At 40.0% G+C, this 24,946-nt stretch carries 22 protein-coding genes and 2 pseudogenes; 8 read left to right on the forward strand and 16 right to left on the reverse strand.

Annotation, left to right across the window (positions count from 1 at the left end; all coding sequences use genetic code 11):
* Positions 1-113 precede the first annotated feature (113 nt).
* The 4 genes and pseudogenes from CYAN7822_RS39460 to CYAN7822_RS14215 form a co-directional block, all read right to left on the reverse strand.
* The gene (locus CYAN7822_RS39460; protein ID WP_049802703.1) at positions 114-581 is read right to left on the reverse strand and encodes a DUF29 domain-containing protein; all 468 of its coding nucleotides are present in this window, start codon (positions 579-581) and stop codon (positions 114-116) included.
* 42 nt (positions 582-623) lie between these two features.
* Positions 624-815, reverse strand: a pseudogene (locus CYAN7822_RS39465) (DUF433 domain-containing protein); the annotation flags it as partial.
* A gap of 32 nt (positions 816-847) precedes the next feature.
* On the reverse strand, positions 848-1,549 hold the full coding sequence (locus CYAN7822_RS36850) for a DUF29 family protein (RefSeq protein ID WP_157871910.1): 702 nt from the start codon (positions 1,547-1,549) through the stop codon (positions 848-850).
* A 32-nt stretch (positions 1,550-1,581) separates the two neighbouring features.
* Complete coding sequence (locus CYAN7822_RS14215; protein WP_013322969.1) at positions 1,582-2,055, reverse strand: DUF29 domain-containing protein; 474 nt, start codon at positions 2,053-2,055, stop codon at positions 1,582-1,584.
* Between the two features lie 353 nt (positions 2,056-2,408).
* Here CYAN7822_RS14215 and CYAN7822_RS40180 point away from each other — a divergent pair, with 353 nt between their 5' ends.
* A complete protein-coding gene (locus CYAN7822_RS40180; protein WP_280988548.1) occupies positions 2,409-2,534 on the forward strand; it encodes a hypothetical protein in 126 nt (41 codons plus the stop codon).
* 70 nt (positions 2,535-2,604) lie between these two features.
* Positions 2,605-3,716 (forward strand): annotated as a pseudogene (locus tag CYAN7822_RS14220) (IS630 family transposase).
* A gap of 33 nt (positions 3,717-3,749) precedes the next feature.
* On the opposite strand, the gene CYAN7822_RS14225 reads toward CYAN7822_RS14220, so the two are convergent.
* The 4 genes from CYAN7822_RS14225 to mltA form a co-directional block, all read right to left on the reverse strand.
* On the reverse strand, positions 3,750-4,433 hold the full coding sequence (locus CYAN7822_RS14225; RefSeq protein ID WP_013322970.1) for a TIGR00266 family protein: 684 nt from the start codon (positions 4,431-4,433) through the stop codon (positions 3,750-3,752).
* 25 nt (positions 4,434-4,458) lie between these two features.
* Positions 4,459-6,630 carry an alpha/beta fold hydrolase gene (locus CYAN7822_RS14230; RefSeq protein ID WP_013322971.1) on the reverse strand — a complete coding sequence of 724 codons (2,172 nt, stop codon included), beginning with the start codon at positions 6,628-6,630 and terminating at the stop codon, positions 4,459-4,461.
* Complete coding sequence (locus CYAN7822_RS38415; RefSeq protein WP_041933247.1) at positions 6,614-6,859, reverse strand: hypothetical protein; 246 nt, start codon at positions 6,857-6,859, stop codon at positions 6,614-6,616. The genes CYAN7822_RS14230 and CYAN7822_RS38415 overlap by 17 nt, the downstream gene beginning before the upstream one ends.
* 202 nt (positions 6,860-7,061) lie before the next feature.
* On the reverse strand, positions 7,062-8,222 hold the full coding sequence (gene mltA, locus CYAN7822_RS14240; protein WP_013322972.1) for a murein transglycosylase A: 1,161 nt from the start codon (positions 8,220-8,222) through the stop codon (positions 7,062-7,064).
* 465 nt (positions 8,223-8,687) lie between these two features.
* Between mltA and CYAN7822_RS40185 the strand changes: the two genes are divergently transcribed.
* Positions 8,688-10,730 carry a calcium-binding protein gene (locus CYAN7822_RS40185; protein ID WP_013322973.1) on the forward strand — a complete coding sequence of 681 codons (2,043 nt, stop codon included), beginning with the start codon at positions 8,688-8,690 and terminating at the stop codon, positions 10,728-10,730.
* 146 nt (positions 10,731-10,876) lie between these two features.
* Here the strand turns inward: CYAN7822_RS40185 and CYAN7822_RS14250 are convergent, their stop codons facing one another.
* From CYAN7822_RS14250 to CYAN7822_RS14260, 3 genes are read right to left on the reverse strand one after another with little or no spacing between them, the layout of a single operon-like run.
* Positions 10,877-11,137: a hypothetical protein gene (locus CYAN7822_RS14250; RefSeq protein ID WP_013322974.1), complete on the reverse strand. Its 261-nt coding sequence runs from the start codon at positions 11,135-11,137 to the stop codon at positions 10,877-10,879.
* Positions 11,138-11,177: 40 nt separating this feature from the next.
* A complete protein-coding gene (locus tag CYAN7822_RS14255) occupies positions 11,178-11,936 on the reverse strand; it encodes a hypothetical protein (protein ID WP_013322975.1) in 759 nt (252 codons plus the stop codon).
* A 48-nt stretch (positions 11,937-11,984) separates the two neighbouring features.
* Entirely contained in the window at positions 11,985-12,350 is a 366-nt protein-coding gene (locus tag CYAN7822_RS14260; RefSeq protein ID WP_013322976.1) for a Mo-dependent nitrogenase C-terminal domain-containing protein, read from the reverse strand.
* A gap of 34 nt (positions 12,351-12,384) precedes the next feature.
* Here CYAN7822_RS14260 and CYAN7822_RS14265 point away from each other — a divergent pair, with 34 nt between their 5' ends.
* Positions 12,385-12,564 carry a hypothetical protein gene (locus CYAN7822_RS14265; protein ID WP_013322977.1) on the forward strand — a complete coding sequence of 60 codons (180 nt, stop codon included), beginning with the start codon at positions 12,385-12,387 and terminating at the stop codon, positions 12,562-12,564.
* 548 nt (positions 12,565-13,112) lie between these two features.
* On the opposite strand, the gene CYAN7822_RS14270 is transcribed toward CYAN7822_RS14265, so the two are convergent.
* The 3 genes from CYAN7822_RS14270 to CYAN7822_RS14280 form a co-directional block, all read right to left on the reverse strand.
* The gene (locus CYAN7822_RS14270; protein WP_013322978.1) at positions 13,113-14,399 is read right to left on the reverse strand and encodes a glutamyl-tRNA reductase; all 1,287 of its coding nucleotides are present in this window, start codon (positions 14,397-14,399) and stop codon (positions 13,113-13,115) included.
* Positions 14,400-14,616: 217 nt separating this feature from the next.
* On the reverse strand, positions 14,617-15,654 hold the full coding sequence (gene glpX / locus CYAN7822_RS14275) for a class II fructose-bisphosphatase (RefSeq protein WP_013322979.1): 1,038 nt from the start codon (positions 15,652-15,654) through the stop codon (positions 14,617-14,619).
* Between the two features lie 390 nt (positions 15,655-16,044).
* Complete coding sequence (locus CYAN7822_RS14280; RefSeq protein WP_013322980.1) at positions 16,045-16,407, reverse strand: DUF4359 domain-containing protein; 363 nt, start codon at positions 16,405-16,407, stop codon at positions 16,045-16,047.
* 141 nt (positions 16,408-16,548) lie between these two features.
* Between CYAN7822_RS14280 and CYAN7822_RS14285 the strand changes: the two genes are divergently transcribed.
* Together CYAN7822_RS14285 and CYAN7822_RS14290 are read left to right on the forward strand one after the other, a co-directional pair.
* Positions 16,549-17,373: a Uma2 family endonuclease gene (locus CYAN7822_RS14285; protein WP_013322981.1), complete on the forward strand. Its 825-nt coding sequence runs from the start codon at positions 16,549-16,551 to the stop codon at positions 17,371-17,373.
* 96 nt (positions 17,374-17,469) lie between these two features.
* Positions 17,470-18,885 carry a sensor histidine kinase gene (locus CYAN7822_RS14290; protein ID WP_013322982.1) on the forward strand — a complete coding sequence of 472 codons (1,416 nt, stop codon included), beginning with the start codon at positions 17,470-17,472 and terminating at the stop codon, positions 18,883-18,885.
* Between the two features lie 20 nt (positions 18,886-18,905).
* Here the strand turns inward: CYAN7822_RS14290 and CYAN7822_RS14295 are convergent, their stop codons facing one another.
* Together CYAN7822_RS14295 and CYAN7822_RS14300 are read right to left on the reverse strand one after the other, a co-directional pair.
* Entirely contained in the window at positions 18,906-21,080 is a 2,175-nt protein-coding gene (locus tag CYAN7822_RS14295; protein ID WP_013322983.1) for an O-linked N-acetylglucosamine transferase, SPINDLY family protein, read from the reverse strand.
* Positions 21,081-21,098: 18 nt separating this feature from the next.
* A complete protein-coding gene (locus CYAN7822_RS14300; protein ID WP_013322984.1) occupies positions 21,099-23,255 on the reverse strand; it encodes an O-linked N-acetylglucosamine transferase, SPINDLY family protein in 2,157 nt (718 codons plus the stop codon).
* A gap of 264 nt (positions 23,256-23,519) precedes the next feature.
* On the opposite strand from CYAN7822_RS14300, the gene CYAN7822_RS14305 reads away from it, so the two are divergent.
* Together CYAN7822_RS14305 and CYAN7822_RS14310 are read left to right on the forward strand one after the other, a co-directional pair.
* Positions 23,520-24,041 (forward strand): type IV pilin-like G/H family protein, encoded by a 522-nt coding sequence (locus CYAN7822_RS14305; RefSeq protein ID WP_013322985.1) that lies wholly within the window; start codon positions 23,520-23,522, stop codon positions 24,039-24,041.
* A 326-nt stretch (positions 24,042-24,367) separates the two neighbouring features.
* Positions 24,368-24,889: a type IV pilin-like G/H family protein gene (locus CYAN7822_RS14310; RefSeq protein ID WP_041933743.1), complete on the forward strand. Its 522-nt coding sequence runs from the start codon at positions 24,368-24,370 to the stop codon at positions 24,887-24,889.
* Positions 24,890-24,946: the final 57 nt, after the last annotated feature.

Consider the following 24,946-nt stretch of genomic DNA (forward strand, 5'->3'; position numbering starts at 1 on the left):
CCCTTAATAAAGAAACTGCTGCACACGGAGTGGCGCGCAGCGCAGGGGAACACGGCTCTAGGAACAGCAAAGGATTTCAGCCGTTTAACTTTTCTTAACACAGTGATATTTTTTTATCCATCTTTTAGCCTTGGAAACCAATTTTTATCTAATACTTCCTCTACACTAGCTATCGCTTCATCTGGAAAAGTTTTCGGTTCTAATCTTGTTTTTTGAATCATAATTTCTCGTGCGTTTTGATAACACTCCTCAAAAACTTCAATTAAATAAGGTTTGAGACTAGGGCTTGTTTTAAGCAATTCTAAGATCTGAATCCGAAAGTTTTGAATCTCACCGTTCCAATGATCTAAGTTATACTCTCTTTCAGATTCCCAGTAGACAACTTTTAGTAAGTGTTCAAAGAGTCTAGTTAATAAACTTTTTAATGCCCTCTTTTCACTTCTGCCCAAATCTCCTACCTCTTCAATTAAATTGTCCCAGTCTATCATCTCATAATTTTTCGCTTGTAATTGCTTAACCGTTTCTTCAACCCATAGGTTATAGTCAGCATCATATAAAGATTTACAATGTTCAGCCTCAATAATTTGAGCAATTTCCGCTTTATTATTAGCGTAATAAGTCCAAGCCGCTTCTAAGTCTTCTTGATTTAACTCTGGGTAGTTTTTTAGCAATTCTTCCTCGGATATTCCTTGTTCACGAAAAGAAACTAACCTCCATACAGGAATCCTTGTATCACGAATACGAGCATCTCCTCCACAGACTCCAGGAGTTTTTTGGATGAATGAGCTTTGAGTTATTTGAGTTTTGTCTATCATAAAATTAGTAAATTGCTTTTTAATTAATAATGTTATTCATGAGATCCTATAGGAAGCCAATCTTCATCTAAAGCTTGTTCTACGGTGGCTATTGCTTCAGTTGGGAAAACTTTAGGAGCTAATCTTGTTTTTTTAATAACAAATTTTCGAGCGTTTTGGTAGCAATCGTCAAATACTTCAATTAAATAAGGCTTGAGACTGGGGCTTGTTGCCAGTAATTCTAAAATATCATTACGAAAATTTTGAATTTCCCCAGCCCAATGCCCTAGATTGTAATCTCTTTCAGAGTCCCAGTAAGCTATTAATAATAAGTGTTCCAAAAGTCTCGTTAATAAGCTTTTCAAGGCTCTCTTTTCGCTTCGGCTCAAATCCGCTACCTCTTCAATTAAATTATCCCAGTCTATCATCTCATAATTTTTCGCTTGCAATTGCTTAACCGTTTCTTCAACCCATAGATTAAAGTCAGAATCATATAAAGATTTAGAATGTTCAGCCTCAATAATTTGAGCAATTTCCGCTTTATTATTAGCGTAATAAGTCCAAGCCGCTTCTAAGTCTTCTTGATTTAACTCTGGGTAGTTTTTGAGCAATTCTTCCTCGGATACTCCTTGCTCACGAAAAGAAACTAACGTCCATACAGGAATCCTTGTATCACGAATCCGAGCATTTCCTCCACAAACTCCAGGAGTTTTTTGGATCGAGGATTTTTGAGATATTTGAGTTTTGTCTATCATAAGGTTAATAACTTGCTTTTTCATTAAGTCTATTATTCATTAGATACTATAGGAAACCAATCTTTATCTAAAACTTCCTCTACAGTAGCTATTACTTCAGTTGGCAAAAGTCCCGAATTTAATCCTGTTTTTTTAATCATTATTTCTCGGGCATCTTGATAGCACTCGTCAAATACTTCAATTAAATAAGGTTTAAGACTGGGGCTTTTTTTTAGCAATCTTAAAATCTGAATCCGAAAGTTTTGAATCTCACCATTCCAATGATTTAGATTATACTCTCTTTCAGATTCCCAGTAAGCTACTTTTAATAAGTGTTCAAACAGTCGAGTTAACAGACTCATTAATTTATCTTTATCCCGTCCACTCAAATCTGCTACCTCTTCAATTAAATTGTCCCAGTCTATTGCCTCATAATTTTTCGCTTGTAATTGCTTAACCGTTTCTTCAACCCATCGGTTAAAGTCAGCATCATATAGAGATTTAGGAACTTTTGAAATGTCTAGCATAAGCAATCGTTGATAATTAATATTAGTATTTTATCTATTATTAGTGCTAGGAAGCCAATCTTCATCTAAAGCTTGTTCTAAGTACCTGGACTTTCATTAAAGTTAACGGTTTGTCAAGGGAATAGGGAACAGGGAACACTTCGGCTCTGCGAGGTGCAAGCTCTCACTATTAAATTGTGCCCTTAGATTAAAATTTTGCGCGTGTTTCCAAAACTGTAATTTTTTCTGTAATGCTTTTACAACAGTAGTTTTAAGAACTTTGTGGCGGCTCATAGTAGCTTGGCTACTTTTACGCCAACATAGTGATCTTTATTTATGTCCAGATACTTATATACTTATAGACGATAATTTCATTGACTCAAAAATATCAACAGATGAAAAAATTATTAACTAGCTCTTTGGTGATCGCTACTATGATGATGACAAATGCGGCTAATGCTGCGATTCCACTGCTAAACTATAAATGCGCTGGAAGATAAGCTGCTACGCAGCTTAGTAGCATATAATAGAGGTAGTCAGATAATAACGATAGCCAATGGAGAGCCGTAAGTGCCAGTGAAAAAATTTTTATCTTTTGAACAAAAAGAGCAGCTACAAAAAACTTTACGAGAAAGTCAATGTTATCATGTGAGAGAACGAGTGTTGATCATATTATTAATGAATGACGGTAAGACTTATCAAGAAATTAGTGAATTTTTAGGACTAGCTTATCGAACAGTAGCTTACTGGGCTGTGCATGGCGATCCCGATAATCTAGAAAGTTTTATTGATAAAAGAAATCAAGGAAATTTAAAAAAAGTTACCGATAAATATATTAATTTGCTTTTAGAAGTGATTGAAAAAAGTCCTGGAGAATTCGGCTATGAATTTGGTCGCTGGACAGCAGCAAGATTAGCTAATTATTTAGAAATAGAAACGGGAATTTCGTTAAGCGGCTCACAAGTAAGGCGGATATTAGAAAAAAAAAATACGTTTACCTTTGGGCTAAATATAGCTTAGAAGATAAACAAAATCCTCTTCTAAGAGAAGCGTTTAAAAAAAAATTGGACGAATATATAGAAATAGCTCAAACAAATCCTAACTGTTGCCAAGTATGGTTTTGGGATGAAGCCGGATTTAGTTTACGAGTTATACGAAGGAAACAATGGTCTAAAAAAGGAACAAGAAAAAAAGTCACAGGGCACAGAAGAAGAGGTAGAGTAAATGTAATGGGAGGATTACGCTATACCGACAAAAAAAGATTAGTTTATTTTATTGAGAGAGGAAATGCTATTAGCTTTTATGAACAACTAGCGGCTTTAAATAATTTTATTTTAAATGAATGGATTGAACAAGGAAATCAAGGTTTAAACTTTAATCAACTAGGTCCAAAAATTATTATTGTTCTTGATAATGCTTCTTTTCATAAAAAAAAAGAAATTTTAAAGAGAATAAAAATTGAAATGCCCAATATAACCTTAGAGTTTTTGCCTCCTTATAGTCCAGATTATAATTTAATTGAATTAGTGTGGCATTCGACTAAGGAATATATTGCTAATAAATTATTTGAGTCGGTTGAACAATTAAAACTTTTATTAGATCAATTATTAAATCAAGGAGAACTTATTATTAAATGGAGACGCAAGATTAAAAATAAAGGAAATTCTGTTTATGCAGTTTAGCTGCGTAGCAGCTTAGTCGTGCCGAGGGTTGCATTAACTACTGCTGCTAGATTTGGGCAGCTTGGGAATTAGCCAGGACAAAAATTGATCCTGTGACCGCGTTTGCACCAAAAACTTACCCGGACCGGTCAGATCTATCACAAAGCCTTCGCCACTGAACATAAAGGTCTTCATACCCCCAATGGAGCGAGTCTTAAAGGGCATCGATTCGCTCAGGGCTACCAGATGCCCAGTATCCACCGTGTAGGATTCACCCCTGTCGAGGGTGATCTCATGAATTGCCCCGTAGGAAGATACCACTATCTGCCCCTGTCCCTCGGCTCGCAGCATAAACAGTCCTCCCCCGGTACCAAAGAACGACTTCGATCCACCCCATTTTGAATCAAGGGCGATGCCCATGTCGGAAGCTACGTAGCAGCCTGACTGTAATAGCATCGGTTCGCTCATGTCCAATACCTTTAAATCTCCAGGTAGGGAGGGGGCAACCAGCACCTCGCCCCCTTGAGCCGGAGCGGTGAAAACATTTTGGAAAAAGCTCTCGCCACCCAATAGCGATCGCCGCAGAGATTGCATAAACCCTCCAGTCGTGGTGGTTTCCAGAGTAACTCCGGCAGACATACCCACCATCGAACCGGACTCTACCCGCACCTGTTCGCCCCCAACGAGGCGCAGTCGCCCAATTGTGTAGGCAGATTGATACATTAACTCGACTTCCATAATTGTAGACTCCTATTATCAAATTTCAAAGGATCATATCTGAGAAGAACACGGTTAATTGTCCCGCCGTTGCTAGGAACAGACTATAGACGAGCGCCACCCCCGCCGTAAAGGAGTAATAGAATCGACGAGCTTTACCCCAGTAAGAATGTTTCCAGGAGAGAACCGCGAAGAGCAGCATTCCGATGGAGACAAGTGCGATCGCAATGGGGAAGAAATAGATCCAAGCATACTGACGATCGACACCAACGAGAAGTTGAGCGAAGCTATAGCTGCCATACCCGAACGATAGGAGCGTTGCGCCCACTTCATACACCTGCACCCCTAGCCAAGCCACACTGAAAACCGCCAATAAAATCCCCAACACTGGGGCCCAACGTGCGCCGGACTTGATTTCAAGAGAGGATTTTCTCGAGCCGCTCAAAGTAGTCGCAAGCGTCATCACCAGCCAGACAAAAGGAAATAGGATCAGCAGTCCCAGCAGAACCAGTCGCCGAAAAATCGTCTGCCAGCTTAGATCGAATAGAGATTTGCCCAACCAACGGGTTCCGGGTGCTATCAGCGTGTTTTTCTCGGTAATAAACTTCACCGTTTGCTCATTGGTGCAGGAGGTATTCGGAGTTTGTTGAGGATTAGCCAAAAACTGGGCCATGATGCTAGTCGCGCAGAGAGTACCGATCGCCCCGTGTCCATTAGCGGGAAACTCGACAAAGAAATGGTGACGTAAGCCTTTAGCTACCGTCCGGCCAAAGATCGGCGGGGTAATGGGGTCAAAGTGACCGTTGAGCAGCAACGCCGGAATGTCGTTGACGACGGGTTTGTGTGCGGACTGAGCAATGGCGGGCACGTTCCAGACCTTACATTTTGCCACCATTTCCTCATAGATTTTGCCTCCCCACTGCTTGGCGTAAGGGGCAACTCCGTTCACCTCCAAGCCCTTTGCAAAAGGAACATCTTCGGAGCATTTTACGGAAAAGTAAGTGCCTTGGGTGATGCTATCGCCGGAGAGCATCGCTAAGTAAACATACGGAGCCATCAACGTAAAGTTCCCCTCACTTGCCTGATAAATCAGAGCCGGGAGGACAAAGGGCGCACCACTATCGTAGGCCATCAAAAAAATGGTTGAGGCGAGGTCATCGGCAGTGACCTTCTGAGTCTCTATTTGTTTCTTTGAATTCAGTAATTTGACCGACCCCGGTGTCTGATTCAAGCGATCATAGGTGGCAGCAAAAGTGCCCTTAACATCAGGGTAAAGGGCTTTGCAGTCGGAGTCGGCGGCACAGGCAACATCGACTTGGGTAATCAGCCGATCCAAAATGACCGCCGTTTGCGATTCGATAGCCGGCTCGGCAGGCACAATTCCATCTAGAATCACGCTGCGGATGATTTCGGGATGTTGCCGCATAACGTGCTGTACTAACTCGGTTCCGTAGGACACGCCATAGAGGTTGATCTGTTTGTACCCTAATGCTTTTGCTAAAGCGGCTACATCATGGGCACTTTCGACACTGTTAAAAGCGGCAACATTGACTCCTTGACGGGTCAGACGATCCCGACAGGCTTGTAGACCGGCCCGTTCCTTGGCTTGTTCCTCTGGTGTCCCTGCGGTCTGGGATTCCTTGTATTCTGGACAGTTTAATCTCGGTTTAGAATAGTGATTCCCCCGCTTTTCAAAGGCGATCAAGTCCCTCTGTGCCCGGAGCTTTTGCACCGATTCATCGCCCTTTAAGGTAAACAGACGGGGAAACAAATCCAGACTCGACCCACCCGGTCCGCCCTGAAACAGAATCAACGGCTCACCGGGCTTTGGGTTGGTACTTTTGATGATTGCGATAGCCACTTGGAGGGTTTTGCCCCCAGGCTGGCTGTGGACTTCCGGTACGGTCAGATAGCCACATTCATAGTCCTTGCCTTCTTGATTCCCTGAAGCAAAGAGATTGTCACCTAGGATCTGAGTCAGTAGGTCGTCTTTTTTGTCCTCACCGGGAATTTTGCTCAACTGGTCGCAGGGCACAACTTTGTAGGTACTACCATCCGCCACGACCGAGGGGTTCGCCGGATTAGGAGTAAGTTTCTCAGATTGACTCCGGAGGGGAAAAGCTGGCAGAACCACGAGGACAATGGCCAGCAAAAAAGCTAGAAGCGGTCGGTACTTATGTTTTATTACCTTGCTTAATGAACTAATCAATGGCAGCATAGGAACTATGCAATGTCCTTCTTGTTATTCTAGGGAATAAAAAAACGGTCGTTTCTTTACATTTATAGAGGTTTTCCGCAATAATAAAAGAAGAATGAGCCAAATTTTTACAAAAATTAATTTTTATATCTGTTAAGCTGGAATATACAATTTGAGGTTCCCAAGCATTGTCATAAATTAAATCGCTATAATCAAATCTAACAATTGGTGCTGTTGTATGTTGTTTCAAATCTCCTCGAATAACATTAATCCAGTCCTCTACGTTTGTAATAGGAAACCAACTAGGGTACTATGAAAGGACACTTTTGTAAATCGTTAAATATTTGATAAATCCGGTTGATAACTTTTGCTTCTAGCCATCGGGACTTAGCCACAACTATATTGCTAAAACTCATCTAATAAAAGCGTAAAAAAACAAGAAGCTCGAGGTTTTAATTCTTCAACAACAAATAATACAACTCCCCTGTATTACTAATTAAACCTGCTCTATCTCCGGCTTGTTTTCCAGTACCCATAAAAATATCAACTCTTCCGGCTCCTTTTATCGCGCCTCCGGTATCCTGATCCAATACATAACGACTGACTTGGCGAGTCTCCATTACCCCATTATTTAAATAAGGAATACGAGTATTTATTAAAGCTAATGCTCCAGGCGGCATGATAGATTTATCAGTAGCAATTGATCGCTCTGCTGTTACTGGAACTCCGATACTCCCTTGTGCGGGTGCGCCATTTGTTTCCCTAAAAAAGATATAACGGTTATTACGCGGTATATAAACATTCAGTTTCTCAGGATTTTTTTGTAAGTAATCAATTAATACCGGTAAACTCAACTCATCAGGCTGAAAAATCCCATCATTAATTAACTCTTTTCCCAGACTCACATAAGGATAATCAGTAATCCCATCATATCCCACTGTCATCATTTTTCCATCAGGAAGAATTAACTTAGCTGAACCCTGAACCTGTACTAAATAGGCTTCTAAACGATCTTTTAACCAAACTAATTCATACCCAGACAGAGGACTTTTTTTACCTAATAATCCGTCTTCTCCTTCTAACTCTAAACGAGTAGGATGGGGCTTCTTCCAACTATTAAAATTAGAGGGTTTACGATAAAGCGGATAGCGATATTCAGCAGTCGGGACACGACTGGCTCGATAAATGGGTTCAAAATACCCTGTAAAATGTACCGTTCCTTGGCTATTATTGCCCACTGATTGATATAATATAAACTCCCGTTGTACGGCGGCTTGTAGCTCTTGAGGAGTTCTAGAATTCACTAATAAGGTGCGAAAACGAATCAAAGAACGACGGACGCGATCGCGGGTAATTCCAGGGACGGGATAATTAGCATAAGCTTTCTCTGCACTAGGGGTATTGAGATATCTTAAACTATGATCGACTGCCGCTAATAGTGCCTGTTTATCTCCAGGTTTACCGATATTGTTCCACAGTTGCTCATCGAGTCCTAATGTCATATCTGTCACCTGTTCCACTGGGAACAAGCTGATATTTTGAGCCATCATTAGACTAGCCGGTAAACCAAGGATTCCTAAGCAAAAAAGAGAAGCAATTATTTTATTTTTCATCCGTCCTAATCTCAATTAAAAGATTAACTGAAAACTCACATCATTATAAGCTATGATTAACTTTTATCATTAATTGTTCCTCAAATATTTTTAATGAATTAAAAATAGATTTTTTTTGAGTCAATAATTTAAGATTTATTTAAAACAATATTACTATCAATACCTGACTCTTGCGACTTTTATTCAAGAGAGTAAATACGGATCACGATTCATGAAAATGCGGACCATACCACATCCCTGTAAAGGCTTTGACTGCCATGTCTCTACTCGTCAGGCAATGTCAAACTCGGTTTGCTATAAAATCCGCTATATAGAGTTCAAATTTAAATAGGTTTTTTCTCAAAAAAATACAAAAACAATAATTTTTTTTAATAAATTTAGTAGGTTTACTGCTGTGAATTTTGATTTTTTATCGAGTAAAATTTTATCATATAATCCAGATAGAATTACAACTATTCTTGAGTCATGTCAATCATTACAGTAACCAATAATGCAGATAGTGGAGTCGGTTCATTAAGGCAAGCTATAGCAGATGCTAAAGCCGGAGATACCATTGCATTCTCCTCGACTTTAGCTAATAAAACTATCAGCCTAACGAGTGGACAATTAAACATTAATAAAAATATAATCATTGACGGAACACAAGCTGCCAATTTAATTATCAGTGGCAATAATACTAGCCGCGTTTTTGAGGTATTCAACGACGCGAACTATCAAGCAACAAATGTAAAATTTAAGAACTTAACCATTGCTAACGGCAAACTGAACGGAACAGACCCCAACAACGAGTCTAGCGCAGGAGCAGGCATTAAAACAGCAACCTACACCACTTTAACGGTAGAGAATTGCAAAATTAATAACAATGTTGCCGCCTTTGGTGGGGGCATTTTTACGGGATGGCGCAGCAATACCACAGTCATTAATAGTACATTTAATGCCAATGACGGCACATCGGCTGGTAGCGAACGAGGCGGCGGCGCGATAGCCACTAAAAGTGAAGGCAGTTTGACGGTTACAAGTTCCCAATTTATTAATAATAAAGGAATTAATGGAGGAGCAATTAATAGTCTTTTAGGTTCATTAACGGTCACTGATTCTACCTTCACGAATAATGATACAACTGCCGGTGCTTCAGGTAACGGAACTAAGGGTTATGGTGGGGCTATTTATACTGATGGAGCGAGTGCTTATACTAATGATTCTATCGGCGGCAATATTACTATTACTAACAGCCGCTTTGAAGGGAATAAAGGCGCAGGACAAGGAGGAGGATTATTTCTCTTTACTTATGCCCCAGATAAGATATTTATTGACCGTTCCCAAATTATTAATAATCAGGTGATTAAGGATGGTAAAGGAGACGCTTTAGGTGGTGGGTTACGGCTCGGAAATGGTCAATTTACTATTAGCAATACGACATTTGCTAACAATTTAGCCTTGAGTCAAGGGGGGGGTTTATGGGTTGGAGAAACCTCACCCGGTAGTATTATCAATAGCACTTTTTCTGATAACAAAGCCGATGATGGTTTAGGCGGCGGTTTAGGGGGTGCGGCTGCCCTGATTAATGGTTCTAATCCCGTTAATATTATTAATAGCACTTTTGCTAATAATCAAGCGGGTTTTCAGGGAGGAGCTTTTTGGGGTGGTGGTGCTAGTACCAAGCTTACCAATACCATTGTTGCCTATAATACGGCGGCTAATGGCGGTAATAACTGGAATATTAAAAACCATACAGGGGCACAATTTTCTGATGGTGGCGGCAATTTTCAATGGCCGCCTAAAAATCCTAATGATCCGAGTGATTTAAATGTTACCAACAGTGTCACTCTCGCTGATCCTCTATTGGGAGCATTGCAAGATAATGGCGGCGGCTTTTTAACCCGTGCCTTGCTGACTAACAGTCCAGCGATCAATAATGGGGTAAATACCGGCTTAACGACGGATGGAAGGGGGGCTTTTCGCGCAGACGGGCGCATAGATAGCGGGGCCTTTGAATTTGGAGCTAGTCTCAATCTTACGGGCGGCACAGGGAATGATACTCTAACTGGTGGTACGGGGAATGACACGCTAAGCGGTGGTGCAGGGAATGATATCCTAAACGGCGCTACAGGTAATGACATACTCAAAGGTGATGGGGGGAATGATACTCTTAGCGGCGACTTGGGTAGTGATACTTTAATTGGCGGTACGGGTAATGATCTTCTCAATTTAGGCAATAGTGATAATGCTTTTGATCTCATTAGCTATAACTCAGGTGATGGCAGCGATACCGTCAATCAATTTTCCCGCACTGGTGGTGATCAACTGAGTTTTACGAATATTGCTAACATTGATGTTGTTACCTCTGGCACTAAGACATTATTCCGTGTGGGTGATGGAATTAGCGGCAATACGGGTTTTGGTACAGGCACACTTTTAGTTACTTTAAATTCAACTACTGGATTTAGTGCCGCTAATATTAGTTCTAACTTAGATGCAGGTAATACAGCCGTTTTTTGGTTTAGTTAATTCAACTAAAAATAAGAGACTTATAAAATATTTAAGCTCTTATTTCCCCCTCACGCCTTCTAAAGCTCAAATTCCTTCCCTGCTTGCCGATCCCAGAGCCGGTGTTCCCTTGTCTCAATAGAGAATTTTTATGCGTGCCAGCTTAATTACAGATCCGGTTCTCGATCTACACTGCCAAAATAGACAGGTTCTACCCGAATGGCTACAATATTAGCAGGGCGAACAACCATATACTCACCCTGAATATTTTTGATGGGAACATTAATAAAATCTTTAGACTCGGCTTTCGGAACTATCTCACTCGTATACCATTTTTGAAAATCTTGAATAGTCGGAAACCGGACCTCTTCTCGATGACCACTGGATAAAAATAAATATATTGCGTATTCGTCGGGTTTTCTAGCCATAGCTCTATAATCCTTTTAAATCTTTCCCTATTATCTGCCACTAGGAGAACAACTTAAACCGTTGCAATAAATTTTTGATTACATCAGGCAGAACTTTATTTAACTGCGCTTTGGTTGTAAAGGGGAGTTGTTGATGTTGAGATAAATCAAAAGGCAATTGTCCACTAATTTGTTGCCGCTCTTGATAAACCCATAAAATTTGGGCTGAACGCTTACAACCTAAAGCATAACCTAATTCTACACAAACATTCGAACTGAGCAATAAAACTGATTCTACCTCATTAATAGCGGTTCCATCAGCAATAAACAACAAACTCTTACGAATTTTCCGCAGTTGAGCATCACTTAAGCGTACTGGAGTCTCACTCGGACGTGGCGTTTCTTCTAGAGTGAGGGGTAAACGGGATTTCTTATTGAGGGTGCTGATAACTTCCGTTAAAACTTCCCGTAAAATTTCACTCGATTCAGGATATTGGCTTTGGGGACTAAAATAAATAACCGGGTCTAATATGGCACTAAAATCGAGTTTGGTCAAATAAACTTCCTGAGAAATTAAATCCAAGTTAGAAACAACATAGCCGCCACTTCCCTCGATATAAAATTCAACGCTTTCTCCTTCAAGGTAACGTTGAAACCAAGTTGACTCTCGGATGAGTTGATTATCATCTAAGATATCAGCCCGTAATCCTGACTTGAGCAAACTACTACGACTCAAGCGTAAATCGTGAGGACGTTTAATAACTTCTGTGATGGGTTCGTAGTCGGGTAGATACCAGGCTTTCAGTGCAATAATTGCCATAATTGAGGCTTGTCCCTCTCGTTGAATCAGAAAGGTAGACTTACCATCTTAGCAGTAAGCACTGATATCTTGACCACATTCATCAGCTAAATAACACAATGCACGCCAACGCAGTGCCATTAACTCCTCATAAAGAGGATTAATCTTACATAGTGGAGGAATGGTGACTAAAGTCTGTCCAAACCACTTAAGATCACGAGCAAAAGGGCACTGAGCCGGAATTAATTGACAGATTCGATGAGCTAAGGCGGGATCAGACACTTGAATCTGATCAATACGGACTCGAAGCCATTTCAAAGGAGTCAACTTTTTCCAAAAAGGGATTTTTTTAACGGCCTTTACTCTATCTTTAGAGGGAGATTCAAACCAATCGCAGAGAATTAGGTGTTTTATGGTATAATAAGTTACATCCATGATTTTTCTGACTTTCTAAGAGGGCTAGACACAGGTGCTTAATCTGTATCTACAAATTGCACAGCCCATTTTCCGAAAAGGAGCGCTTTTAGAGTGCATACCTGAGTCTGTTGCTATGACTGATCCTTATGAGCGTATTAACACCTCCTTTGAGGAACAAGTGGCACGATTAGGCCAAGAGATGAATGATGATGAGCTACACGAATTAACCTAGGATTAGCGGTGGCTCAAATAGCAACAGCGATTCATGTTTCGTTACTTTATTATGATCACTCCAATTAAGAAAAAATGGTGTGAGCAAAATCACTGAATTTATGTGAGATTACGCTCTCGGTTTCAGAAAAAATACTGACCCTGACTTTGAGCTAGGGAGTTAATCTAAAAATCTTGAGCCGTAACACTCATTCAATAAGCAGAAGCAGACGTTTAACTGTGACACAGTAAAGATGAAATGTGTGTAGAGAGGTACACGTATTACAGAATAACAGACCCGGGTAATTTTTCCATCCGAATTTTAAGAGCTTTCTCAGGTATAAATTAATACCTGTATAGGCGGATAATTATACGGATATTGTCAATCAGGGTAGGATTAGCAAGATCTATAATAGAATAGCTTGGGAAAAAAATTAACACAAAAGCGGCAATCTTTGGCAAATTGATTAATAAAAATATACAGATGGTGGATGACAGTTGTAGCATCTAAACCCATAACTCTAGTAGAGACGCTCTATGCAACGTCTCTACATCTGTTCTAAATTTTTTCTAGATATATTGTTCTTCTACATCCAAATCAAACAACATTTGCAACGACTGTAAACATCGTTTGCGAGCCTCTATATCTTGCTGCGCCCTCAATTGTACCATTGGTTCATGAAGAATTTTATTGACAATCCCTCGGGTGAGCGCTTCTATAACCTCTTGATGTTTCTCAGCAAATTCTGTCCCTAAACGGGAGAGTGCTTTTTCTAATTCCTGTTCTCTGATCGTCTCCACCTTATCTCGTAAACAACTAATCGTGGGGACGGTATCAAGCGATCGCCACCACAATTCAAATGATTCTACTTCTTCTTCTAACAACCCTTCAGCCTCTTGAGCTAGGCGACGGCGACTTTCCTGGTTAGCCGCCACCACTGCCTTTAAATCATCAACATTATAAGCCTGAATAGGCTCTAAGCCATGAACATCTGCATCCACGTTACGAGGGACAGAGATATCCACTAGCATTAAAGACTGATTGATCTCGATCACCGGTTCTAAAAGAGCGCGGTTGAGAATGGGTTCTGTTGCCCCTGTACTGGTAAAAACGATATCCGACACGGAAACAGCACTAATCATCTCTTCTAGGGGGTGTAGCTGTAGTTGTGCTTCAGGAAACAAACTGGCCAACTCTTCTGCTCGTCGTAGAGAGCGGTTAACGATGGCAATTTTTGTTACCCCTTTTGACAACAAATGCTTGACCAACAGACGGGACATTTTACCGGCCCCAATAATCACCACCCGACAAAGACAGATATCAATCACCTTCATTTGAGCCAATTCTACTGCCGCCGAACTGATAGAAACTGCCCCAGTGCCAATACTGGTTTCAGTACGAACCCGTTTGCCGGCCGTCATCGCTTGTTTAAACAGACGGTCTAAAAGTCGTCCTATCCCTTGATATTTTTGAGCCAGCTTGTGAGTATTTTTCACTTGGGCTAAAATTTGTCCTTCGCCTAAGACTAAACTTTCTAGTCCGGCGGCTACTCGCATTAAATGTCTCACCGCGTCTTGGTGCAGCAAGATAAACAGATGTCGGCGCAGATGATGAAGAGGAATGTGGCCTTTCTCTGATAAAAACTGACTAATTTCTATAACACCCTGTTCCGTTTCGCTAATCACCGCATAAATTTCTAGACGGTTACAGGTACTGAGGATAGCAACTTCAGTGATATGGGGATAGCTACGTAAATGAGCCAAGGCTTCTTCGAGCTTGGCTTCTGGAATGCTCAATTTTTCACGGACTTCGACCGGGGCTGTTTTATGGCTCAGGCCCACTACAACAATATTCATTGTGTTCTCCTAACGTTTCTTGTCTTCTAATGTAAGGTAATAAAAATTACATGCACGAGATAATTGCTGATGTCTCTAATTGTTGCAATTTAGACGCAATCGGTTCTTAAAAAAAGGTTTCGCAAACAAACTTTATAAAAAAAATTTTATATACTCTTGAGAGACAAGTCAGTAGCCATTAGTGCAAGACTAACGACTAATGACTTATGACTATCTTCTATCGTAATTGTAGGGTCTTGGGTTCGTCGAACAAATGTACTGTGTCAACAAAGCGAGCCGTTTTAGATTGGGTAGAGATAACTAAACTTTGGGTTCTGGCTCCACCGTGAAAGAAACGGACTCCTTCCATCAAAGTTCCAGGAGTGATCCCACAAGCGGCAAACAGAACTGTTTCTCCACTGGCTAACTCTTCACAATTGTAAACCCGGTCAGGATTGTTAATGCCCATCTCTTTGAGTCGAGCAATATTACCCTCTTTGCTTTCGCCGATCAAGCCTGTTTTCACGACTTCGGGATCATAGATTAACTGTCCTTGGAAATGACCCCCCAGACAGCGCATAGCCGCCGCAGAAATCACCCCTTCAGGAGCAGCCCCTATTCCCATTAAAGCATGAATATTTGTCCCGGAAAAAGCGCAGGAAATAGCAGCAGACACATCCCCATCACTGATCAGTCGAACTCGGGCCCCGGCTTGACGAATTTCTTGAATCAGTTCTTTGTGACGGGGACGGTCCATCACCACCACTACTAACTCCTCAATGGAGCGATTCATGCAATCAGAAAGGATTTTCAGGTTTTCGGTAGCGGATTTATTAATATCGACATGACCTTTAGCGACTGGGGGAGCCGCTAATTTTTTCATATAAAAGTCAGGAGCCGCAAACAATCCCCCTTTTTCGGAGATGGCTAAAACAGCCATTGAACCGTTTTGTCCGTAAGCAACTAGGTTTGTTCCTTCACAGGGGTCAACAGCAATGTCAATTTCCACTAATTCATCGGGGTTACAATAGTCTTTGGCATCTTCTCGGGTACAGATCCCTACTTCTTCGCCAATATAGAGCATGGGAGCTTCATCCCGTTCCCCTTCTCCAATGACAATGCGTCCCCGCATATGAATTTTATTCATCCGCTCCCGCATAGCTTCTACAGCTACGTGGTCAGCAGTGTTTTTTTCGCCCTTGCCCATCCATTTTGCCGAAGCGATCGCCGCTTGTTCGACAACTTCTATAATCTCTAAACCTAGCGTATTTTCCACGGATTTTTCCTCCCAAATGAGTCACGAATTTTCGGCTGAGTGGTCTTCTACTTCAGTCAAAAGTCTATCAGAGTTGGGGATCACCTTGATCTCAATTGTTAAAAAATTATTGTCTCTAACTTTTCCCCAAGCTTCCGGCCGGGGGACTCAGCAGATGAGTAGAAAAACTAAACTGGTTGTACAATTCACCAGTTCTCGGTAAAAAAGGCACTCCTAGGAGCTTATCCTCCGGCAAAATAATTAAGAACAAATACCCTTTTTTATTCAATAACTATAATATTATTATTGGCAAATAAATAAACAAGTAAATCCTCATATTTATGGATATTTAATTCAGTTAAAAATAATCAATTTACTTTATTTTAAAAAAAACAGTAAATTTAAAGATATTTAACTTGAATAAGTCAAAAAATAATTAAAAGCTCCTAGGGTTTTTATGGTTTCTATATCGGATATTTCTGTTGTGTAAATACTAAAAAAGATTAAATTTTGACGAGTCGTTGTTTCTTCGATCACTTTTTCTATAGCTGGCTTGGCGATTTTATCTTTAACCCTTTTTATCAAAGGATTTAAGATAGCTGGAGTTGATTGGTCGTGACAAACCTCGGTTTGCTTACAAAGAGCTTTTTCTCCTTCAAGAAGCAATTTTTCAGATATATATTCCTTGTAAGCTGAGGGTTTAGGGTTGGTGACTCCCATGACAATACCCACTACAGCTAAGACAATACCCCCGATAATTAAATTTCCTTTCATACTAGCTGTCTCCTAAGAATTTTTAAGCCTCTTTTTACTTCTATTTTGGCAAGAGAAAATTCATCTGACCAGAGGGTAAGGTCATAACCCAGTGGGCTACCATCGGTTAAGCTAAAAAAAAGATGAGTAGCGAAAAACACAATGACATCAACGGTAGAATTACAAAAAACACCAAGAATTATCTGGGAAAAGCTACCAGATGACTACATCTTACCGGATGACCCTGTGGATAATATTAGTCAACCTCTGCTGGCATCTGCTCTCACAGAAGCGCTCGAATTATCTGGACTGGTTACCCCTGAAATGCTCATTGCAGTTAACATGGGCATTTGTGTGAAGGTAGACAGTAAAATTGTACTGAAAGCCCCTGATTGGTTTTTTGTGCCTCGAGTCTTCCCAGTAGCAGATGGGACAATTCGCCGTAGTTATACTCCTCATACAGAGGGAGAAGTTCCCGCTATTGTCATGGAATTTCTTTCAGAAACCGAAGGGGGAGAATATTCGATTCGACCCATTTACCCTTATGGCAAATTGTGGTTTTATGAAAAAATTATCAAAGTGCCAACTTATGTCATTTTTGAGCCAGATTCCGGAAGACTCGAAGTCCGGCAACTCGGACAACAAGACTATGAAATACAATCTCCTGATGGTCAAGGACGATATTTTATCGAGTCGATAGGATTATATTTAGGGGTTTGGCATGGAACACGATTAAATTTAACTACCCATTGGTTAAGGTGGTGGGATGAACAGGGAAATCTATTATTATGGGGACCTGAACGCATTGCCCAAGATCAACAACGAATTCAGCAAGCTGAAGTTAAAGCCGAACAAGAACGTCAACGGGCCGAACAAGAACATCAACGGGCCGAACAAGAACGTCAACGGGCGGAAATCGCTCAACAAGAAATAGTCAGACTGCAAGAATTACTCAAAAATGCGGGAATTTCTCAAGAAGAAAACTAAGATAGGCTTTGCCTGTCTCAACTTGAGTCATTAGTCATTACTCGTTAGTCATTAAGTCGGTGGGACTTAGTCAATGATCAATTATTAATTAAGCTTATGTTTCAAGCCACTCGCCGGCGTTTAGCTTTGTGGTACACCACCATTACAGCAATTTTACTGCTGGTATTTGCTACGGGCGTTTATCTATATGTTCGGACTACCCTCATTGATCGAATTGATGATACCCTCAATCACGTGATAGAAGTGGTCAACCGTTCTTTAGTCATTCAACAAGTTCCTGTGTCTGAAGGACGTTATTGGGTCAATGTAGAAGCCAGTTTTCATGATAATGCTAGTGCAGTAGAAGATGACCATATTGACTTAGAATGGTTTGACTCACAAGGGCAGTTAATTTGGTCAACTTTTTCCGAACCCTTGAGTATTCCTCTTCACCCTAACCGCAATGGAAAAACTGTTTATTTATCTCGAGATCACCTATTGCGGCAGGTAACAGAGCGCGTAGAAATTAATCATCATGTTTTAGGATATCTTCGAGTCAGTCATCCTTGGTTTGAAGTCACTAAACCGATTCGCCAATTATTTTTAGATTTAACGATTGGCACAAGTTTAATGGTAATTTGTGTGGCAGCAATGGGATGGTTTCTATCAGGAATTGCTATTCAACCCGTCATAGAATCTTATCAAAGTTTGAAACAATTTACGGCTGATGCTTCCCATGAATTAAGAAATCCTATCGCTATGATTCAAACCAATGTTGAGATGGCATTAGCCTATCCTGAAGCTGAACCTCAATTACAGCAACGACAATTGAGAGTGATAGAACGTCTGACACAACGATTAGGAAATTTAGTCAATGATTTGTTATTTTTGGCGCGTTCTGATAGTGGGATCATTCAACCCAATTATAAGCCGGTGCCTCTCGATGCTTTGTTGATTGAGGTAATTGAAGAACAACGGATTTATGCCCAACAAAAGGAAATTTTCTTATCTTTACATTTAGTGGAACCTCAAGATAGAGCGCTTCATGTTACAGATGAGGTATTTACTTTACAGGGAGATTGGGATCAGTTAGCGCGTTTATTTACTAATTTAATTAGTAATGCGTTAGAACATACTGGCTCTAATGCTAAAAAAAATTCTGACTTAAACTTTCAGCCTGAGCAAGAACAAAAAAATACAAGGGAAAATTTACAAAGCCCTTCGGTTGAAATACAATTAAAACAGGTGAAACGTGAGCGCCAAACTTACTTACAAGTTAAGGTTAAAGATACGGGAAATGGAATTCCTGACTCGGCTTTAGCTCATATTTTTGATCGCTTCTATCGCGTCGATCCATCCCGTTATCACAATCAAAATGGCATGAATGGTGGCACGGGATTAGGATTAGCCATCGCTCGTGCTATTGTGGAAAATCATCACGGACAAATTACTGTGGAAAGTATACTGCATCAAGGAACAACTTTTACAGTAGTTCTTCCTGTCAATCCTACTGTTTCAACCCCTAAAATTTAAATTATTTTTTGTTCAAAAAGTTAACTATTATTTTCTAAATATGTTCTCCACATTTGCTGATAAGCATTCTCCATATCTAGAGTAAATTGTTGGGCATTCCATAAAGGAGCGGTTTTTCTGCCGTTTTTCAATTTCCAAGAAATCTGTTGTCGTAACCTTTCATCAGTTCCCAGTTTTACCCCCCATTGTATATATTCTTCATCAGTCCAAGCAATGCCCTCAGTTAAGCCAGCATTAATCATAAAAGTATAACTGTTGCGGGCGGCAAATTGTTCACCAACTCGGGTCACTAAAGGTATTCCCATCCACAAAACTTCTAAGGTGGTGGTTGCTCCATTATAGGGATAGGTGTCTAAAACCACATCAGCAATGGCTAAATTAGCTCGATGAATCTCTTCTGTGGGAGCTTGTGATAAAAATCTTAAACGGTTTGGAGAAACGTCTTCTTCTGAAGCAATACTAACAAATAATTGTTGAATTTTTTCGAAATTTCCTGCTCCTTTAATCAACAAATAGCTATCAGGAACGGCTTTAAGGATTTTCATCTGTAAGCGGATCGTATCAGGATGACGTTTTAACCCCGTTTGCACACTTAAGTAGACAAAAGCTCCGTCAGGAATGTCTAACTGTTGGCGTTTTAGAGTTGACACGCCGACTTCAAATCCACTAACAGCTAAATAAGTGGTTGGCAAACGGAAAATTTTTTCTTGATAATAGTTTTGAGCATCTGGCGGTAATACATAAGGATCAGCAATAAAATAATCAATAGTCGGTAGTCCAGATCCATCTAATCCCAACCAAGTTACTTGTACAGGTGCCGGTTTTAAAGCCATAACTTGACAAGTGATATTATGAGTTAAGCTATCTAAATCTACTAAAATATCTATTTTATCTTTTTCAATTATATGAGCAATAGCTTGAGGATTTGGTGAGCTAAAACAGATTAATTTTGCATTAGGTTTAAACCACTGTAGGGTTAAGTTATCTTCTTGTTTGCTAAGAGAATAAATAATAAATTCAAAATTTTCTCGGTTATAATAATTGAATAACCAGCGACATAACCAGCCTACAGAATGCCTTCTAAAAGTATGCCCAATGTAACCAATTTTTAATTTTTGAGATAGTCCAGAAGCAATTTTAGGAGATAAGGGCTGAGAAGTCGCCAAACTATTTTCTAAATTTCTTGAGAAGAGTTGGGAAATTTTATTAATTAAACTACGATTTTCTGAAGGGTTATCTTCTAAATAAAATAAAGGCATCGTGATATTTTGCAAAAAATCACTGACGAGCGGCTCTAGAGACTTTGGTTGAGTTTGAATAAAATCTCTAAGTAATTGCTTATGACGTTGAGCGATATCATCGATTTCGAGCCAAGCACCTGTCTGCAAAAGAATCGATAAAATTTTATAATTATTATACAATTTCAACCCAACAGTGCTAACCATTTCATAAGACTGATAGGCTAAATTTAGAGCCTCGGAAAAACGTTCAGCAATATTATAAAACCAGAAAAGATGGTCGAGTAGGTCGAGACTTTGAGGTTTTAATTCTAAACAAATTTTGGTAAGATCGACAGCATAAGAAGGGCGTTTATTTTCATGAGCCATCAGGTTAGCTACTGACATAACTATCTTGATCAAGTCGTCAGTATTTTTGATCTGATGGCCACAGGCTCTGGTGAAAGCGATAATTTGTTGAGCGGGAAAATAGAGAATTTTAGCAAGAACTTTTAAAAGTAATTCCGTATTAACTAAATCTGGGCGGCTTTGTAGCAACCCTTCGACAATTTCCCATTCTTCTAACAATTCCGGGCTAAAACGATTTAACTCAATTTCTAAATCAATAAGCTCTAGCAGGTTATTAATTAAACTCGGTTCAATCTCTCGAATGTGTGCCCGAATTAACCAGCTTAACTCATAATTTTCTTGCTCTTGCTGACGTTGAGCTTCGGTCTCTAAAATCTCAATTAATCGCCTTGTCCACTGCTGTATTTCTTCTTCTTCTCCTTGACTCATAGCCAGTAGCCATGTGGTTTGTGCTTGTTCTTCTTCTGTTGTCAGTAAATAGCTTAGTCCTAAATACCAATAATGAGAAGGTTCAGAGGGTTCAGTTTCTACCAATTGTTCATAACAATTTTGTACTGATAGGTAGTCACCTGCGATCAGAGATTGATATGCTTGTGGATGCCAACTCATTTTCCTACCCCCTATTACTTATGTATTAAATTTAGCCCACATTTGCTGATAAGCATTCTCCATATCTCGAGTAAATTGTTGAGCATTCCATAAAGGAGCGGTTTTTCTGCCGTTTTTCAATTTCCAAGCAATCTGTTGTCGTAACCTTTCATCAGTTCCCAGTTTTATTCCCCATTGTATATATTCTTCATCAGTCCAAGCAATGCCCTCAGTTAACCCGGCGTGAATCATAAAAGTATAACTGTTGCGGGCGGCAAATTGTTGACCGACACGGGTCACTAAAGGTATTCCCATCCACAAAACTTCTAAGGTGGTGGTTGCTCCATTATAGGGAAAGGTGTCTAAAACCACATCAGCAATGGTTAAATTAGCTCGATGAATTTCTTCGCTGGCAACAGTAGATAAAAATCTGATTCGGTTTGGTGAAACTCCTTCTTCTGAAGCAATACTAAGAAATAATTGTTCAATTTTTTCGGTTTGTCCTGCTCCTTTAACCAACAGATAGCTATTGGGAACTTCCTTGAGGACTTTCATCTGTAAGCGGATCGTATCGGGATGACGTTTAAGCCCGGTTTGGACGCTTAAATAAATGATCGCCTCACTAGGAATATTTAAATGTTCTCGTCGAAGAGTAGGAACTCCACTTTCAAACCCATCCACAGCCAGATAACAATGAGGTAAACGCCAAATCTTTTCGTGATAGTAGTCTTGCGCTTCCTGGGGCAAAACATAATCATCGGCGATGTAATAATCGATCGCCGGTACCCCCGAACCATCTAACCCAAGCCAAGTCACTTGTAGGGGTGCGGGCTTTAAGGCCATGACTTGACAAGTGATAACATTGGTAATACTGTCGAGGTCAACGAGAATATCAATCTCATCTTTTTCAATCTGGAGAGCGATTGCTCGTTCGTTAGAAAAATTATAGGTCAGGTCCGCTTTTTGACGAAACCAAGCCTCGGTTAATTCATCCTCTGGTTGATTGACTAGATAAAGTGCTACCTCGAAAGAGTCTCGATTTCGATAGTGCAGTAGCCAGCGACTTAACCAACCGACAGAATGTCTTCTAAGGGTGTGGGCGATATAACCAATTTTTAAACGATGGGGTTGAAGTCTTTTAACCTCAATTCGATTGGGCATCCCCTGCAAATTCTGCACATTGTCTTGAAAAAGACGAGAGAGTTGATTTTGTAAAGCGCGATTTTCCCTTGGATTATCTTGAAGATAATATAAAGGCATGGCCATGCCTTGTAGAGCGGCTTTCACCACTGAATCAATAGACTCAAGCCCAGCTTTAAGCATCTGTTGCAGTGAAGCTATATAGTCTTTTGTCATTGACTGTGTTTCTAGCCAAGCTCCACTATGCAATAAAATTTGTAACAATTTATATTGTCCAAAAACCTTTAAAGACAAGGATTCGGCTTGCTGATAAAATTTTTCGGCCGCTTTTCTAGCTTGAGGATATCGTTTAGCCATGAAATTAAACCAAAAAAGTTGATCAACTAAATATATATTGTCTGGTTGTGCTTCTAAACATATTTCAGTGAGATCAGCCGCATAGGCGGCTTGTAAACGATCGTATGCTATTTTAAGCACCACCTGATTGACAGTGGTAAAAAATATATCAAACTTACGAATGTGATGCTGACTGGCTTTGACAAATGCCACAGTGAGCAAGGCAGGAAATTCTAAAACTTCCGATAATACCTGCAAGAGTAAGTCTGTGTTGAGTGTCTCCGTCGGAGTTGACTGTAAAATTTCTACCACATCCCAATCTTCTAAGTGTTTTGGACTGTAGCAGTTCAGGCAAATTTCAAGGTGAATCAGGTTTAATAAATTATTGATTAGCGTCGGCACTATTTCTCGAAGGTGTGCCCGAATTAGCCAACTTAACTGATAATTTTCTTGCTCCTGCTGCCGTTGGGCTTCGCTATCCAAAATCTCTATTAATTGGCTTGTCCACTCTTGTTGTTCTTGTTCTTCTCCTTGACTCATGGCCAGTAGCCAAGTAGCTTGCGCCTCGGGTTCTTGTCGAGTCAGTAAATAAGCTAACCCTAAATACCAGTAATGAGAGGCGTTTTCGGGTTCAGCTTCTATTAATTGTTCATAAAACTGCTGTACTAAACTGTAGTCACCATTGATGAGAGATTGATATGCCTGTGGATGCCAAATCATTTTAATTTGTCCAATATCACTGATGAATTAACCATAGCCTATATTTGTTGAGAGGCTGTCTCTATATCTATAGTAAACTTAAGCGGCTATTCGTGAGTCTGGGAGGGCTTTTCTTTCTGTCTTTTCATAACTTCAGTATATTTTCGGAAAACGACCTGAAGTTCTTAATAAAAAAAAATTTTTCAGAAGTGATATGAAAGTTGAGTAAGGTGGGTATGTTCTATCTAGAAGAAAAAAATTAACCCCTACCACAAGGAAAAGCGTATGAACTCTCAATTCAAAATTAAATTTCTTAACCACCTCAACAAAAAAAATAATAAAGGTTTTACATTAATTGAATTATTGGTTGTTGTTATTATCATCGGTGTTCTTGCCGCTATTGCATTACCCAACTTATTAGGACAAGTAGCTAAAGGCAGACAAGCTGAAGCTAAAAATAACCTCGGTGCTATCAACCGCGCTCAACAAGCTTACCGTTTAGAAGAAGCGACTTTTGGGGCTCTAAGCAACTTACCCCTCAAAGTTACAGGGCAATATTATGATTTTTCTGATGGAGCTACTGCTGCGAGTGCCACTGGTGCAAACCAAAAAGCTAGTGCCAAAACCGCTTACGACAACGATATTCTCGATTACAAATCGGCTGTAGGTCAAATGAGTGATGGTACATTTAGTGCTGTTATTTGCGAACAAACCACTAATCCTAGCGCCACTACTCCTGGTGATGCTACTGCTGGTACAGCCGCTGCTCAAGCCGCTTGTCCTACTAATACCAAAGCCATTAAATAAAAGCTAAGGCAAGTTAGACAAACAATCTTGCAATGGTTTTTGACCTACTCTATTCTCCTCTTGCCTCAAGGGGAGATATATTTTTATCATTATTCAAATTAAAAGACTACACTCCTCCACCCCTCCCAAACTTTTCTCTTAAAGGGAATAACTAAACGGTAGTTTTGATTATTTATTATTGATGTTCAGGGGCTTAGCTTAAGTATATTTTCGGGAAAAATATTAAGTTTAGATAAAATTTAAATAAAGTGATATGAAATTTTCCCAAAGTGGGTATGTTCTATGTAGAACCAAAAAATTTTATTTCTGCCCCCAAGGAAAAGCGTATGAACTCTCAATTCAAAATTAAATTTCTTAACCACCTCAACAAAAAAAATAATAAAGGTTTTACATTAATTGAATTATTGGTTGTTGTTATTATCATCGGTGTTCTTGCCGCTATTGCATTACCCAACTTATTAGGACAAGTAGCTAAAGGCAGACAAGCTGAAGCTAAAAACAACCTCGGTGCTATCAACCGCGCTCAACAAGCTTACCGTTTAGAAGAAGCGACTTTTGGGGCTCTAAGCAACTTACCCATCAAAGTTACAGGGCAATATTATGATTTTTCTGATGGAGCTACTGCTGCGAGTGCCACTGGTGCAAACCAAAAAGCTAGTGCCAAAACCGCTTACGACAACGATATTCTCGATTACAAATCGGCTGTAGGTCAAATGAGTGATGGTACATTTAGTGCTGTTATTTGCGAACAAACCACTAATCCTAGTGCTGCTACTCCTGGTGATGCTACTGCTGGTACAGCCACTGCTCAAGCCGCTTGTCCTACTGATACCAAAGCCATTAAATAAAAGCTAAGGCAAGTTGGCCAGATGATTTTGCGATGGTTTTTAACCTACTCTATTCTC

This window comes from Gloeothece verrucosa PCC 7822, assembly GCF_000147335.1.
Taxonomy (GTDB): Bacteria; Cyanobacteriota; Cyanobacteriia; order Cyanobacteriales; family Microcystaceae; genus Gloeothece; species Gloeothece verrucosa.